The 15,602-nt window shown below is 51.7% G+C and carries 14 protein-coding genes; 7 read left to right on the forward strand and 7 right to left on the reverse strand.

Annotated elements, in window-relative coordinates; translation table 11 throughout:
* Positions 1–2 precede the first annotated feature (2 nt).
* From Undi14_RS08130 to Undi14_RS08155, 6 genes are all read left to right on the forward strand, one after another.
* Positions 3–2,411: a CHASE2 domain-containing protein gene (locus tag Undi14_RS08130; protein ID WP_200179383.1), complete on the forward strand. Its 2,409-nt coding sequence runs from the start codon at positions 3–5 to the stop codon at positions 2,409–2,411.
* Positions 2,412–2,490: 79 nt separating this feature from the next.
* Positions 2,491–3,777 carry a glutamyl-tRNA reductase gene (gene hemA / locus Undi14_RS08135; protein WP_200179905.1) on the forward strand — a complete coding sequence of 429 codons (1,287 nt, stop codon included), beginning with the start codon at positions 2,491–2,493 and terminating at the stop codon, positions 3,775–3,777.
* A 105-nt stretch (positions 3,778–3,882) separates the two neighbouring features.
* Entirely contained in the window at positions 3,883–4,962 is a 1,080-nt protein-coding gene (prfA, locus tag Undi14_RS08140) for a peptide chain release factor 1 (RefSeq protein ID WP_200179384.1), read from the forward strand.
* Between the two features lie 126 nt (positions 4,963–5,088).
* Complete coding sequence (locus tag Undi14_RS08145; RefSeq protein WP_186884542.1) at positions 5,089–5,589, forward strand: disulfide bond formation protein B; 501 nt, start codon at positions 5,089–5,091, stop codon at positions 5,587–5,589.
* Positions 5,589–6,416, forward strand: a complete 828-nt coding sequence (gene prmC / locus Undi14_RS08150; protein ID WP_200179385.1) for a peptide chain release factor N(5)-glutamine methyltransferase — start codon at positions 5,589–5,591, stop codon at positions 6,414–6,416. Before Undi14_RS08145 ends, prmC begins: the two co-directional genes overlap by 1 nt.
* Before the next feature lie 16 nt (positions 6,417–6,432).
* Entirely contained in the window at positions 6,433–6,846 is a 414-nt protein-coding gene (locus tag Undi14_RS08155) for a GNAT family N-acetyltransferase (protein ID WP_190480548.1), read from the forward strand.
* 92 nt (positions 6,847–6,938) lie between these two features.
* On the opposite strand, the gene Undi14_RS18400 is transcribed toward Undi14_RS08155, so the two are convergent.
* From Undi14_RS18400 to Undi14_RS08185, 7 genes are all read right to left on the reverse strand, one after another.
* Positions 6,939–7,067 (reverse strand): hypothetical protein, encoded by a 129-nt coding sequence (locus Undi14_RS18400; RefSeq protein ID WP_255422883.1) that lies wholly within the window; start codon positions 7,065–7,067, stop codon positions 6,939–6,941.
* 131 nt (positions 7,068–7,198) lie between these two features.
* A complete protein-coding gene (locus tag Undi14_RS08160; protein WP_234030495.1) occupies positions 7,199–7,648 on the reverse strand; it encodes a lysozyme inhibitor LprI family protein in 450 nt (149 codons plus the stop codon).
* A gap of 328 nt (positions 7,649–7,976) precedes the next feature.
* Entirely contained in the window at positions 7,977–8,801 is an 825-nt protein-coding gene (locus Undi14_RS08165) for a penicillin-binding protein activator LpoB (RefSeq protein ID WP_190480544.1), read from the reverse strand.
* Positions 8,802–8,854: 53 nt separating this feature from the next.
* The gene (gene lpoB / locus Undi14_RS08170) at positions 8,855–9,469 is read right to left on the reverse strand and encodes a penicillin-binding protein activator LpoB (protein WP_186897780.1); all 615 of its coding nucleotides are present in this window, start codon (positions 9,467–9,469) and stop codon (positions 8,855–8,857) included.
* Positions 9,470–9,514: 45 nt separating this feature from the next.
* Positions 9,515–9,910 (reverse strand): YcfL family protein, encoded by a 396-nt coding sequence (locus Undi14_RS08175; protein ID WP_186884536.1) that lies wholly within the window; start codon positions 9,908–9,910, stop codon positions 9,515–9,517.
* Positions 9,911–9,980: 70 nt separating this feature from the next.
* Positions 9,981–11,474 carry a COG3014 family protein gene (locus tag Undi14_RS08180; RefSeq protein ID WP_200179387.1) on the reverse strand — a complete coding sequence of 498 codons (1,494 nt, stop codon included), beginning with the start codon at positions 11,472–11,474 and terminating at the stop codon, positions 9,981–9,983.
* Between the two features lie 263 nt (positions 11,475–11,737).
* A complete protein-coding gene (locus Undi14_RS08185; protein ID WP_200179389.1) occupies positions 11,738–12,865 on the reverse strand; it encodes a serine aminopeptidase domain-containing protein in 1,128 nt (375 codons plus the stop codon).
* Between the two features lie 288 nt (positions 12,866–13,153).
* Here Undi14_RS08185 and Undi14_RS08190 point away from each other — a divergent pair, with 288 nt between their 5' ends.
* Positions 13,154–15,505: a Tex family protein gene (locus Undi14_RS08190; RefSeq protein WP_200179391.1), complete on the forward strand. Its 2,352-nt coding sequence runs from the start codon at positions 13,154–13,156 to the stop codon at positions 15,503–15,505.
* Positions 15,506–15,602 lie beyond the last annotated feature (97 nt).

Raw genomic sequence — 15,602 nt, forward strand, 5'->3', positions numbered from 1 at the left:
GTATGGCAACCAGATATATACAGGTGGAGCGCATCGCGTTTCGCGAGTGGCTGATACTAAGTCTGCTGCTTTGTATTCTGACTGTTGCTCTGGTTAACTTAAAAAGCCTGGAACGGCTGGATATGGTTGCCTATGATCGCTACATGCAGCTCAACAGCCGCGAAGCGCGTGACGACATTCTGATTGTGGCGATTGATGATTACAGCCTGAGCGAGCTGGGGAAATGGCCCTGGCCACGGCAACGGCATGCGGAACTGTTAAGGCACATCAATGCGGCAACACCGGCCGCTATTGGTATGGATATTCTGTTGACGGAAGCAGAATATCCACAGGTCGGCAATCAGATCAACGGCGACCAACTGCTGGCGGATGCTATCGCTCAGAGTAACAAGGTCGTTTTACCCTTGGTCTCACAAAATGGCGGAAAAGGTTTGGTAGCTGCGCGCCCTATTCCCCTGCTGGCAAATGCGGCACGGCAGATCAGCCATATTCATATCGAACTCGACAAAGATGGTGTGGCACGCAGTGTCTTTCTGCGTGAAGGATCAAGAGGTGAATGGTGGCCTCACTTTGCACTAGCGTTGAAAGATGTTGCGCAAAATACTGCTTACGGTACCGAAAAATATCTGCCGGGAGAAAGACTACCCGTGCGGTTGCGCAAAGAGAATAATCAGGCCGACCTGTGGCAGCGTGATTACCAAATGCATATTCCGTTTTACGGCAGCAGCGGACATTTTAAATCCGTGCCGTATGTGTCAGTGCTACGCGGCGAAGTTCCCGCAGAGTTCTTAAAAAATAAGTATATTCTGATTGGTCCAACGGCATTGGGCATGGCCGATTCATTTCCGACACCGGTATCCGGCAACGATGGCACCATCTCAGGAATTGAAATCAATGCCAATATTCTGGCCAGCCTGCTGGATGAACGTGCCATTGATTTTGCTCCAGCCTGGCAGGTGGCTTTATACAACCTGTTGTTGCTGCTGGCGGCACTGATCTCTTATCAGTTACTGTCACCAAGAAAAGCCTTGCTACTGACTATTCTGTTTATCTTCGGTGCTGCTGCAGGCAGTTTCCTTGCCATGTGCTATGCAGGAAAATGGATATCGCCGTCGACTTCGTTGCTGGCCTTAATCATTGCCTACCCGGTGTGGAGCTGGCGCAGGCTGGAAGCAGCGATTAAGTATCTGGGCGAAGAATTTACTCTTCTGGAAAAAGAGCCTCATCTGCTGCCAGAATTTATTGATGACGAAGAAGAAAAAAGCGCGCCGGTTCTGACAGATACGCTGGAACAAAGTATCAATGCCGTGCGCGTCGCTGCCGACAGAGTTCGTGACTTACGCCAGTTCGTCAGCGACAGTCTGGCCAGCTTGCCAGATGCGACACTGGTGACCACCACCGACGGTAATGTTTTACTCTCTAATCCGCCGGCACTCAGTTATTTTGCCAGTCAGGGATTACCCAAAGTGAACGATTCCCTGCTGCCGTATTTATTCGCCCGAATGTCTGCGCCAATGGAGTCTGACGAAAATCAGACGGGTAGTTTCAGTTGGTGGAATCTGCTGGATCTCAAACATACTGCACGCATGAAGCAAGGCGTCGAAGTCAGGGATCCGCAAGGTCAGGATTTACTGATCAAAAGCGCCCCTTGTTACAGCGCCAGCCAGCAACTGGTCGGCTGGATAGTCAGTATCATCAATATCACCGCCATCCGCGCCGCCGAGCGCAGCCGTGACGAAACCCTGCATTTCATTTCACACGATATGCGCGCGCCGCAGGCATCGATACTTGCTTTGCTGGAAATGCAGCAGGATGCAGCAACCGCGTTGCCGCAGGCGGAATTTATTTCCCGGATTGAAAAAGCCTCACGCATCACGCTGGGGCTGGCCGATAATTTCGTCCAGCTGGCTCGCGCCGAATCGCAGGATTACCGTTTTGAAGAGCTTGATTTACAGACGGTGTTGCTGGATGCGACGGAAGAAATGTGGTCGCTGGCCAAGAGTAAAAACATACGCATCAAGTGCACGATACCCGATGGAGAATATCCGATTCGCGCCGACCGCTCACTGTTCACGCGGGTTCTGACGAATCTGCTGTCGAATGCCGTCAAATACAGCCCGCGCGACACCATCATTAGCTGCACACTGGCCTACGAACAACAACTGGCTGGGGCAAATATCGTCTGCAGCATCAGCGATCAGGGTTACGGTATACCCCGCGCGGAACAAAGCAAGCTATTTCAACGCTTTCAACGCTTCAACAGCACCGATCAACCGAAAAATGATGGAATAGGACTGGGCATGGTGTTTGTGAAAGCGGTTCTCGATCGCCATCATGCACAGATCGATTTCAGCAGCGCACCGAATGAAGGCACCACTTTCAATATCAGATTGCCATCAAGCACCATTTGAGCTACATCAAGCCCATCCGGACGGAAATTAATGCCGCCAACGCGTTATAATGATGGTCTCATCTTACGCCCCACATCGCATGCAACTGACTGCTGTTGGACTCAACCACACGACTGCGCCGCTCTCGCTGCGCGAAAAAGTCGCCTTCTCGCCTGAACAAATAGGTCAGGCGGTGGTGGCTGCACGTGCATGGTTCGGCAACAACGCAGCAAACTCCACGCATTCGTATGGCAATGAAGCGGCGATCTTATCGACCTGCAACCGCACTGAGTTGTATGCAGCTTGTGCCGCAGCAAATCCGGTCGACGCTACTGCACATTTTCTGGCAGATTTTCATCAGTTGCCTTACGCGGATTTACGCCCGCATCTCTACACGCTGCCACAAGACAATGCCGTCCGTCATGCGTTCCGCGTTGCTTCCGGCCTGGATTCCATGGTGCTGGGCGAGCCGCAGATTCTGGGGCAAATGAAAGATGCGGTACGTCAGGCAGAAGCTGCCGGTGGTCTTGGCACCTATCTGCATCAGATGTTTCAACGCACTTTCGCAGTCGCCAAAGAAGTTCGCAGCACCACGGAAATCGGCGCACACAGCGTGTCTATGGCTGCAGCAGCGGTGCGCTTGTCTCAGCGTATTTTTGACAAAATTGCAGATCAGCATGTGCTGTTTATCGGCGCAGGTGAAATGATAGAACTCTGCGCCACGCATTTCGCGGCGCAAAATCCAAAATCCCTGACCATCGCCAACCGCACCTTAGAACGTGGTGAGGCTCTTGCCCATCGCTTTAATGGTAAAGCGATCCGCCTTGCTGACTTACCGCAACAACTGGCACAGTTCGACATCATCGTCTCCTGCACTGCATCTTCGTTACCAATCATAGGATTAGGGCTGGTCGAGCGTGTTGTCAAAGCGCGTAAACATCGTCCTGTATTCATGGTTGATCTGGCCGTGCCACGCGATATTGAACCGGAAGTCGGTAAACTCGATGACGTGTTTTTATACACTGTGGATGATCTCGGCAGTGTGGTGCAGACCGGCATAGAAAGCCGTCAGGCAGCCGTTGCGCAGGCAGAAGCGATTATCGAAACGCGGGTGCAGTCTTTTATGCACTGGATCGATGGCCGTGCGGTGGTGCCCGTGATTCAGGACTTACATGAAAACAGCGAACAACTCCGCCTGATGGAACTCGAACGTGCACGCAAAATGCTGGCGCGCGGTGATGACATCGACGCTGTGCTGGAAGCGCTTTCCAAAGGTATCACAGCCAAATTCCTGCATGGCCCGCAACAGGCATTGCATCAGGCCAGTGGCGATGAACGGGCTCGTCTGGCGAGCTTGTTGCCACAATTATTCCGCACCAAGCGTTAGCGGATTCTGCTTTTCTTTCTGATGCAGACTCTCTGCGTCAACTTCTCGGTGACTGTTTTCAAGGCTGAAGCAGTTCCCTCCGGATTCACCTACTATTCTTCCCGTATGAAACCATCAATGCTCTCCAAGCTGGATCAGCTGGCTGAACGTCTCGACGAAGTTGGTCACCTGCTGATGCAGGAAGGCGCCACCAATGACATGGACAATTACCGCAAACTCAATCGCGAGCATGCAGAATTAGACCCCCTCGTCGCTCTCTACAAAAACTATCAGCAGGCACAAGCCGATCTGGACGAAGCGCAGGAAATGCTCAACGATCCCGACATGAAAGCGTTTGCGCAAGATGAAATAGAAGCCGCAAAAGAAAAAATGCAGACGCTGGAAGCGGATCTGCAAAAAATGCTGCTACCCAAAGACCCCAACGATGAACGTAACATCCTGCTGGAAATCCGCGCCGGCACCGGCGGTGACGAAGCTGCCTTGTTTGCCGGTGATTTATTGCGCATGTACACCCGTTTCGCTGAACGTAACCGCTGGCAAGTAGAGATGATGTCGGAGTCGCCTTCTGAGCTTGGCGGCTACAAAGAAGTGATCGTGCGTATCGCCGGTCTGGGTGCGTATTCCAAGCTGAAATTTGAATCCGGCGGACATCGTGTGCAACGCGTTCCGGCGACAGAAACGCAAGGCCGCATCCATACTTCCGCCTGCACGGTTGCCGTGATGCCGGAAGCCGATGAGCTCGCCGATGTGATCATCAACAATGCCGACCTGCGTATCGACACTTTCCGCGCGAGTGGTGCCGGCGGGCAGCACATTAATAAAACTGATTCTGCGGTGCGCCTGACGCATATTCCTACCGGTATCGTGGTCGAATGTCAGGATGGCCGCAGCCAGCATCAGAATAAGGCGCAGGCGATGCGGGTGCTGGCCACCAGGATCATGGATGGTCAGTTAAGAGAAAAACAGGCGAAAGAGGCAGCAACCCGCAAGAGCCTGATCGGTTCCGGCGACCGCAGTGAGCGCATACGCACTTACAATTATCCGCAAGGCCGCATGACTGATCACCGCATCAATCTGACTTTATATAAACTCGATTTCATTATGGATGGCGATCTGACCGAACTGAGTAATGCCCTGATCGCAGAACACCAGGCAGAACTCCTTGCGGAACTTGGAGACGATTAAACTATCCAAGTCACGGTACCAACAGCGCCAGCAACACCAGCATTCCATACTATTTAGTTTCTTATAAACATGAGGCTTTAAATAGCGTGTAAGCTGGCATCCGCTTTCATTTTACGAATGACCTACATGCGTTCCTCTAAATTCGTCTTACTCGGCATCTCTGCCACCTGCCTGCTACTGATAGCGGTTGCCCTCTATCTGCAAATCGTTGAGCTGATGCTGCCCTGTCCCTTATGCGTCTTCCAGCGTTACGCATTCCTTGCCATCGCGCTGTTCAGCCTGATCGCTGCTTTTCTTCCTGCCGATGCACGCCGTTACGGCATCGGTCTCGCAGGTTTATCAGCATTCGGCGGCATCGGCATCGCAGGCAAACATTTGTATGTCTTGTCGAATCCTACGCTTTCCTGCGGTATCGATCCTCTGGAAACCGGGCTCAACAAAATCTTCTTGTCGGAATGGTTTCCTATCCTGTTCCGCGCAGACGGTTTGTGTGAAACACCATATCCACCTATCTTCGGTCTGGCGATTCCGACCTGGGCCATGATCTGGTTTGTTATTTTCAGTCTCACGCTGATCGTACTGTTTTTTCAAAAACAAAAAACCGGAATGTTCGGAAAGCGTCACTGATGACAGAAGGACAGCCGCTCAGCATTGCCGATCATGAGCGCTTGTCGCCGCTGGACAAGCTGGAAACACGGATGTTGCTCATGCATGTGACTGGCTTTAGCCGCATACAACTGATTACCCGCTCGGACTATCAGCTCAGCGCGCAGCAAATGTCTCAGTTTGACGAATTGCAGCGACGTCGTTTAGCTGGCGAGCCCATCGCGTATCTGACCGGTGAACGTGAGTTTTTCGGTCTGCCCTTTTATACCTCACCAGCGGTATTGATTCCTCGGTCGGACACAGAATTGCTGGTGGAACTCGGTTTACAATTCGCACCGCAAAACTCCAGCCTACTCGATCTCGGCACAGGTTCCGGTGCCATTGCGATTGCGATTGCCAACGAACGCCAGGATCTGGATGTCTGCGCGGTCGATATCAGCACTGAGGCACTCACGGTAGTAAACAAAAATGCCGCGCGTTTGCTGCCGCCTGATCGTCTGCAATTGCTGCACAGCGACTGGTACAGCGCGCTTACTGGCAAGGTATTTCAGACCATCATCAGCAACCCGCCCTACATCGTCAAAGATGACCCACATCTGAGCCAGGGCGATCTGCGCTTTGAACCCATCAACGCCCTCACCGATCATGCAGACGGGCTCAGCGCCTATCGGCACATCATCAGCGGCGCGCATACGCATCTTGCGCCACAAGGCTGGCTGCTGATGGAACATGGTTATCATCAGGCCGAGGATGTGCGCGCTTTGTTAAACGCAGCGAACTACACGCAAGTACAAAGCTGGCGCGACCTCGCTGGCATAGAACGCGTCACAGGCGGACAACGCAGCTGATCGGAAAAGAATTTTTATGCACATTACGACAGATAAAACCGCGCTCGACATTGCGCTGATACACGATTTTTTATCCACGACATCACCGTGGGCGCAAGGTATTCCGCTGGAAACGGTACAACGATCTATTGAACATTCCCTGTGCTTTGGCGGATTTATTGACGGCAAACAAATCGCATTTGCCAGGGTAGTCACAGACCATGCCACATTTGCCTATCTGATGGATGTGTTTGTCTTGCCGGATTTCCGTGGCCAAGGTCATAGCCGCCATCTGCTGGAAGTGATACAGGATCATCCTGATCTGCAAAACATACGCCGCTTCATACTGGTCAGCAGTTCTGCCCGTGGCCTGTATGAAAAATTTGGTTTCCGCTCACCGGCAACACCAGAAAATTTTATGGAAATTCATCGGCCCGATATTTATCGCTGATGTTGATCGCGAACATTGATCGCTAACATTGACCGGCGAAAAAAAACGATGCAGTTCAACGCATCGTTTTTTTTTCGCTCAAGTCAACGCGGTTATGCCCGCGGTGTCCAGGGGATAACGGCATTCGCTACTTTCTTCGCTTCCTTTGCTGCCTTTTTTTCTTTAGGAGTGGATGAGGCCTGCTTCTTGGTTTCTTTATTGCTCTTGGTAACTTTGCTCATAATCTGACTCCGGATAAGCACCCGCGTATGCAAGTGAAGATTCAGTATAGGCCATCATGACCACGCACGTTGCCTATTTCATGCATGGCGCAACTACAATCGCTGCAAAGCATCTGCACCATGAAGAAACATTATTTCCGGGGATCGGGAAGAACCGGTTCAGCAGAACCAAAATACCTTAAATACGAAATCCATATTTCGTCAATGCGCTCATCGTAAAGCCGCATCTGGCACTCGGCAGAATCGCGTATCCGGGCAGTACCTTGCTCACGGCTGTACAGATAGTCGCAATGCTTTCGCAGATACTGTTCCCATAGCTGCTGTGATTCGGCTAATTCCTCGGCGTTGCCGCCGTATATTTTTATATCCTGCTTCTGCGCTGCCAGATAGTATTTTTTAAATTGAGCCTCTTTCAAATCAAGCTCATGAGAGAGGCACTCAGCTTCTGCCTGTATGCCTTTCATATCAACGCATACAGGGACATATCGATCTGCCCCAGCGGCATTCGCGGCATTACCAACATTCGCGGCAAGCGCAAAAATAGCGGCGAAGAACAACTGTGCAAACGGTTTATGTTTCATTATTCAATCACCCATTCAAAAAAATTCAGACAGACATTTCCGGCAACACGGCGCATAAAATAAACATCTCACGCAGATCAGCTATGCGACCGACCAGGTGTTCAGTGACGGCACCAGCCTGTCATTTGGCATCAAATATACTCCCAGGAGTATATTTTAAAGCCCTTATTTCATAAGGAGATGATGGCATTTTTTGCTTATACTCCCCTAAAAATGCCATTTCACGCAACAATTTCACACAAGATATTACGCAGTTTCTCGGATGAAACTTCCATAAAAAAACCAGCATTTCTGCTGGTTTTTCAATTACTAAAACAGCGATAAGCGATTAACGATACACCGTCACTGGTTCTGTATTTTGCACAGGCACTGCAGGTACCACTGGCTGACCATTGACATTCGCCGGACGGTTCGCGCCGCGTGGTAAACCGAACTGCACCATCAGCTCGTTATAGGCAGCATCTGCCAGACTGCGTGACGTTTCCTGCATGACCTTGCCGCGATTGAAGACAACGCGATCACCGGCACGGCTGATGATCTTGGTATCAACACCGGAACCACTCGCACTGAAAGCCGCTTTGACTTCATAGGTTTTGGTATTAATCAGGCTGAAATCAGCGACCAGATCCAGCGACAGACTAGCTGTCATCGAATTCCCGTATTGCAGTTGATTGCTTTCCTGACGGAACTGGATATTGCTGACTGTGCCGAACAACACATAATCCGCGCCGGGATACATACCTTGTTTGATGCGACCGATGATGTCGTAAATTTTTTCCATCGGTTTACCAACATACGGACGCGCCTGAATCAGATGCACACCACCGCCTTTGATCATCGCGCCTTTTAAATCAGCCGTGTAGGTTTTTAATTCGCCACGATCGATATAGGTATAAAAACCTTCCGCTTCGTAGTAATTGCTTTCGCTCTTGGCATCAATTTTGCCGCGTTGTGAATAGCTGCGATCGGTTTCGCGTTCGCTGTAGCTACCTTTGACGCTGCTTTTGCTGCTGGCAGAAACGACACGGAAATACTCGCTGACTTTTTCTTCGTAAGTCAGATCGGTCACGGCAATTTTCGGTTCAGCTGCCAGCGCGCTGCATGCCGCTGCGGAGCAGAAAACGCCTGCCAGAATTTTTTTCATATTCAACATCTTGCGTCCTTCAGGAGCCGGTTAAAAACCGGTTAAAGATTGATCAGGGCTGATTATTTTTTCGATGTTTTACGGATTTCTTTTTCATCCTGCCATTCGATGGAACCATCTTCGATGTCATACAGTTTCAATGTCATCTTGTAGAACACATCTTTAGTCGTGGAATTTTGTTTGACGATAGAAACGATTTCACCTTCGAGTGAATATTTCGCTGCCGTCATGTTGCCCACTTTTGCTTTACCCTGGGACTTGTACAAGCCACTTTGATTCTGACGTTGCAACTCATCTACGCCTTGCTGCATTTCATCCGCGCTACGTGTGAATTTTACTTTTTTACTTTTCACCAACGCAGTCTGAATACTGTTCATGATCGATTTAGTGTCGATGTATTCGCTGGTTTTATTGCGCACGCCAGCCAGTGTCAGTGTCGGGCGATTTGCCAGTGCCGGATCTTCGAGCAAGGAACCAACCATTTTTTCTGCAATCATTTGCAGATCAGTCGAACCGAATTCATTCGTCACTGTTTCTACCGCTTTGTTGTCGCCATAATTGACCTGACGCGCGAGGCTGACTGTCGGCTGCGATAATTTTGTCTGGCAGGCAGACAGAGAAGTCACAGCCAGAATCATCAGGCACAAAGTGGTGGATAAAGAGGAAATGCGTTTCATAATAACTCCGTAGTTCTGTACAATTTTTTTAAAACAAATCTGTGATTAACGTGGCTCAGCACTCATTTCGATTTTGAAATCTGTCGCTTGCGGGCCATAGGCTGTGCCTTTGACGAGCTGGCTTTGCTTACCCAGTATCATCAATGGTTTCCAGACTTCGCCGTCGCCAACCTGCATACCGGCCGCATCTGTCCAGCGGAAACGGTAATACACGCGCACATCTTTCGCAGTGGTGTTATACATTTCGGCCTGCACGACCAGCACATCATTGCGACGCTGACCGCGCAGATCAGTGACCTGCACACCTTCGAGCGTGCCGCGCACCATTAATTTCGCTGCAATGCCAGGAGAAACTGCATTTGGCACATCTTCGGCCATGACCGGTGCAGCAAAGCAGGCTGCGATGACAGCCGCACAAACGGCAATTTTTTTAGACATCATGGATGATTTTTCCTTAGTAACTTTGTACATCAATTAAATCGACTGGTTTCTGTCGTCTTGCCAGTTTTACTTAGTTAGCACCAGCAGTAGCCGCAGCTGGTTTCACCTGCTTTTGCGCTGCTTTTCTGTTCGCTGGCTTCGTCGGTGCGGTTTTTACCGCTGGCGTTTCTGCCGCGATTTGCGCCGCTGGTGTCACGCTACCGAATTTTGCCAGATCACCGACATAAGTTTTGTTCGGATACAAACGCACTGGCACCACCATGTAACGACCATCAATACTCAGCTTGGTGCTTTCGCCAGGACGACCCGAAAAATTCACATCATATTCGCCCGGTGGTAAAAACGCACGAGCAATAAAGACGCGCTCTGGCAAACTACGCCACATACGATCATCTGCCGGGCCTTCAGTCGCTACCACGGCAATATTAGCAGCCAGACCAGCGAGTGCGCCGAAGTTTTTATTGACCTGATCCTGCACCACACCTTTAGTAATCGCACGAATCGCAGCGCGGGTGTAAATGCCTGGCATTTCATCTTTCAATGCACGACGTGCCATCACGTTGAAATCAGTGATCAATGCCGTTGGCAAAGATTGATTCGCGATATTCACCGAACGGATCACCGCCGCTTCTTTATCCGGCTGGATCACAGGGAAAGTCAGCGATACAGTAACAAGACCGCGTGAGGTTGGCAAAGGCAACGCAAATTTCTGCGACTGGCGGGCTGGCGCATTGCCGGTTTCAACCACGAACAGGACATCCGTCACGCCTTTTTTGCGACGGAAGCTGGTGCGTTGATCAAGGCCCTTCAAACCATCTTCCAGTACCGGTAAATCCGGGCGCAATTCTATCGCCTTGCGATAGCCTGGTGCCGCCAGACCTGGTTCATTCAGGGCTTCGTATACAAAACCCGCGAGGTAATGACTCAGTGCATTCTGATAACCGTTCTTCAGCTTCAGCACTTCAGGGTCATTCAGGGTTTCAACCGGATAACCGTTAATTTCCTTGTTACTGCTTGTTACACCTTTTTCTTTCGCTTCCTTTTCGGCGGCCTCTGTTTCTTTGGAACGGAATTCAGCAATCACCGCTTCACGCTCATGCGTGCGTTTGATGTCAACACGGGCAGTATCAAGATCACCCAGATTGATACGATCCATCGCCATACGCACGGTCAGCATCACTTTTTCGTAATCCTGTCCTTCGTAATCGCGGCTGGCGTCGCCCATGATGGTGGCACCGATCTGGCCCATCAATTTCTGTGGGTTGCTCTTGGCGTTTTCTTCCCACTCTTTCACCTTGGTGTCGGCAATCGTCAGCGCATTCAAGCTGTCCTGATAACGCTTACCGATACGCATCAGTTCGCCTTTTTCCAGATTCAGCAACAAATCATTCTGATTAGCACCTTTAGTCTGCTCTTCCACCTGACGGATCGCATCTTCGATCTGCCCGGTTTTAACAACTGCAAGTGAGTTAGAGACTTTGCTGTCGTGGGTTTGCGTCGTAACGCAACCAGTGAGGACCAGAGCAGCAACCAGAGGTGTGAGCGAGAAGGAAGAGAGGCGCATTTAGCTTATATATTTGAGTGTTGAAAAAGGCGGCCGGACTAGCAACATCATTTTTGTAACGATCAGGTACACATCGTACAAAGTGATAAATACTGCCCTGCAAAATAAGGTATTACCAAGGCATTACCAACATTGAAGCGGGAAATTATAAAGAGCGCGTTTGTTTTTGTAATGCTTAAAATTGTTAGCAAAACATACAAAACAACACTTTTTCAAAATTATTATTTTTGCAGCAAATAAACTTTGCTTTTAATCAAACTCCATCACCGGAAGCTGGGCTTCGGATTCTCTTCATCCAGCAACCACTGATCCAGTTGCCACATAAAATCTGGCAGATAATTTTTATGCTCACCACGCAAGCCGTGATCAGCACCGGGATAAACACGCAATTGCAAATTGCTGCGCCCGGCATCGCTGAACGCTTTTCTCAAGGCGTTTGCCGCGCCCGGCGGGATTAAGGTGTCCGCCTCACCGATACCAACGAACACCGGCAAGCGAGCGGCGATCAGATTGCGCGTCTGATCAACGCCAGCGATTTCCGACCAGTAGCGCCAGCTGCGCCCATGAATACGTGACTGCTCAGGGTCGGCAGGGGAACTTGCCAATGCGCGGGATAAAACATTCCAGCCCTGCTGCATATGTGGATAGATGCCAGCGAGCGCACGGTACGTGGGAATCGCGCTGTTTCCCGCATTCGCCAGCAAGGCCAGATGCGTGATTTGCGGCAGATCGTGCGCCAGCAGCGGCACCAACAGCGGCACCAGCTCCGCACCTTCAGAAATGCCCAACAAAATCACGCGCCGTGGCTGCATGCCTTGTTGTTTGAATTGGCGTAACTGCGTTTGTATAAACGCCAGTTGATCGGCGCGCCATTGGCTCAGATGATCGGCACGGATAAATGCCTCACTGCATTCGTCGCCGCTGGCCTGATCGCTGATATGGCGCTTCTGCAAAACGCTGATGCGGGTCGCCCCTGATTCACCTTCCAATCCGGTGAAATACTGCGGCAAGTATCGTCCCATACTGCCGCAACCAGCACCGGCGACAACGAAGATCAGATTCACCGGCGCAGCCACGGAAATCGTCGGCGCAGACACAGCGGTTTCCGCCTGCCACGGCTGTTTATCCCATTGATAAAACAGGGCAACGCCGCCATCGGCAAAGGTGAATGTTGATGGCTGCAATGTGCTGCTGGCGGTTGCTGCCGAAGCTGAAGCTGCCGATGTGATTGCGGAGATGACAGCAGCAGGAACAACACGGCTGTTGTCAGCAGGCGCGGGGCCAGCCAGCGCCGGGCGTATCACCAACGACAGCAACATCAGCCAAATCAGCAAGCCCGCCGCCAGCCATACAGCGGCATGTCTGATCTGTTTGGGAAGGCCAAAAAACATGAAAATCACTCTTAAAATACTCCCCCCAGTATATGTAAACACCCTTGATTTCATTAAGAGAATAAGCGTAAATCGCCACATACTCCCCCTCATCTCCCCCCTTTTTTACTTCCTGAGCAGGCTTTTTGCAGCGCTGCGGGTCATCCTTCCGGGATGCTGCGGGAACCAAGCCACGCCAGAATGCCGACTATTAACCGCAGTCAGAACGACTGTCAAGACTGGCGCAACGCTGCAAATTGCGTATCATCTGCGCCTTCATTGCTTTTTTAATGTCTGGATTCTGGATTTATGCTGCCTTCGATTGAACAAAGACTCGCCGTAGAACTCGCCGCCAAACCGGTACAGGTAGCGGCTGCTGTCGCCCTGCTGGATGAAGGCGCGACCGTGCCATTCATCGCCCGTTACCGTAAAGAAGTGACCGGCGGCCTCGATGATACGCAATTGCGTCTGCTCGAAGAACGTCTGCGTTATCTGCGCGAACTCGAAGACCGCCGCGCCGCGATAATCGCCTCGATAGACGAACAAGGCAAAATGACGCCCGCCTTGCTCGATGCGATTACCCACGCCGAAGACAAAACCCGTCTCGAAGACTTGTATCTGCCGTACAAACCGAAGCGCCGCACCAAAGCGCAGATCGCCGTTGAAGCCGGTTTGCTGCCGCTGGCCGATGCTTTGCTGGCCGATCCTACGCTGACACCAGAAACCGAAGCCGCCAATTATCTGAAGCCTGCTTTCAGCACAGACAACGGTGACAACCCTGGCGTGCCCGATACCAAGGCGGCACTCGATGGCGCACGTCAGATTCTGATGGAACGTTTTGCGGAAGATGCGAGCCTGTTGCAGGCACTGCGCGAATATCTGAATGACCACGGCATCGTCGAATCCAAAGTCGTGGCAGGCAAAGAAGATGCTGGCGAAAAATTTGCCGATTATTTCGATTACTCGGAAACGCTGGGCACCATTCCGTCGCACCGCGCGCTGGCCTTGTTCCGTGGTCGCCGCGAAGAAATGCTGACCGTCACTTTGCGACTCGATACCGAAGAAGAAAAACCAAAATGGGATGCGCCGCTGAACCCATGTGAAAGCCGCATCGCCGCACGTTTCGGTGTCAGTCAGAAAGATCGCCCGGCCGATAAATGGCTGGCCGATACTGTGCGCTGGGCATGGCGCGTCAAAGTCTTCATGCATCTGGAAACCGAGCTCATGGGCAAGCTGCGCGAGAGTGCAGAAATCGAAGCCATCAACGTGTTTGCCCGCAACCTCAAAGATTTATTACTGGCCGCACCGGCAGGCCCGCGCGCCACGATGGGCCTTGATCCCGGCTTGCGTACCGGTGTGAAAGTCGCGATTGTGGATGCGACTGGCAAGGTGATGGAACACGCCACAATTTATCCGCATCAGCCACGCAATGACTGGGATGGTTCGCTGCATACGCTGGCGAAGCTCGCTGAGAAACATCAGGTGTCGTTAATCTCGATTGGTAACGGCACTGCCTCACGCGAAACCGACAAACTGGCGCAGGATTTAATCAAACTCAAACCAGAATTGAAGCTGACCAAAATCGTTGTCTCTGAAGCCGGTGCATCGGTGTATTCCGCCTCAGAATTCGCCTCTAAAGAATTGCCTGATCTGGATGTCTCCATCCGTGGCGCGGTCTCGATTGCACGTCGTCTGCAAGACCCGCTGGCGGAGCTGGTGAAGATCGATCCGAAATCCATCGGCGTTGGTCAGTATCAGCATGATGTCAGCCAGACACAGCTGGCCCGTTCGCTCGATGCGGTGGTCGAAGACTGCGTGAATGCGGTGGGTGTCGATGTGAATACCGCCTCTGCGCCTTTGCTGGCGCGGGTGTCCGGCTTGTCTGCCAGCGTCGCACAAAGCATCGTCAATTTCCGCGATGCCAAAGGCATGTTCAGTTCCCGCGCCGACCTGCGCGCAGTGCCGCGCCTCGGCGATAAAACCTTTGAACAAGCGGCTGGCTTTTTGCGCGTGATGAACGGCAGCAATCCACTGGACGCATCGGCGGTTCACCCGGAATCGTATCCGCTGGTCGAAAAAATTCTGGCCGATATCAAGAAAGATGTGAAAGGCGTGATCGGCGACAGCGGCTTATTGAAATCGCTGAACGCCGCCAAATACGCCGATGACAAATTCGGCGTGCCGACCATCACCGACATCATTAAAGAACTGGAAAAACCGGGCCGCGATCCGCGCCCAGAATTCACCACCGCCACCTTTAAAGACGGCGTGGAAGACATCAAAGATTTGCAGCCCGATATGATTTTAGAAGGCGTCGTCACCAACGTTGCCGCGTTCGGTGCGTTCGTCGATATCGGCGTGCATCAGGATGGCCTGGTGCACATTTCCGCGTTGTCGAACACCTTTGTCAAAGACCCGCACACCGTCGTCAAAGCCGGTCAGGTGGTGAAAGTCAAAGTCATGGAAGTTGATGTCAAACGCCAGCGTATCGCCCTCACCATGCGCCTCACCGACAGCGCACCGCAACCCGGCAGCAAACCGGAACAACGCGGCGACCGCAACGACGCCAAACGCCTCGGCCAACACCAGCAACAACGCAAACAAGAAGCCGCCCCCGCAGGCAACGCGATGGCAGCTGCGTTTGCGAAATTACGTGGTTGAGTTTACGACTGCACTCACAAGATTGCCATGAGCACACCCCGGTTTTTACCGGGGTGTTTTTTTGCCCGCTATTCTTCTTGCGATTGCGGTTCGATGA

This window comes from Undibacterium sp. 14-3-2, assembly GCF_016595265.1.
GTDB lineage: Bacteria > Pseudomonadota > Gammaproteobacteria > Burkholderiales > Burkholderiaceae_D > Undibacterium > Undibacterium aquatile.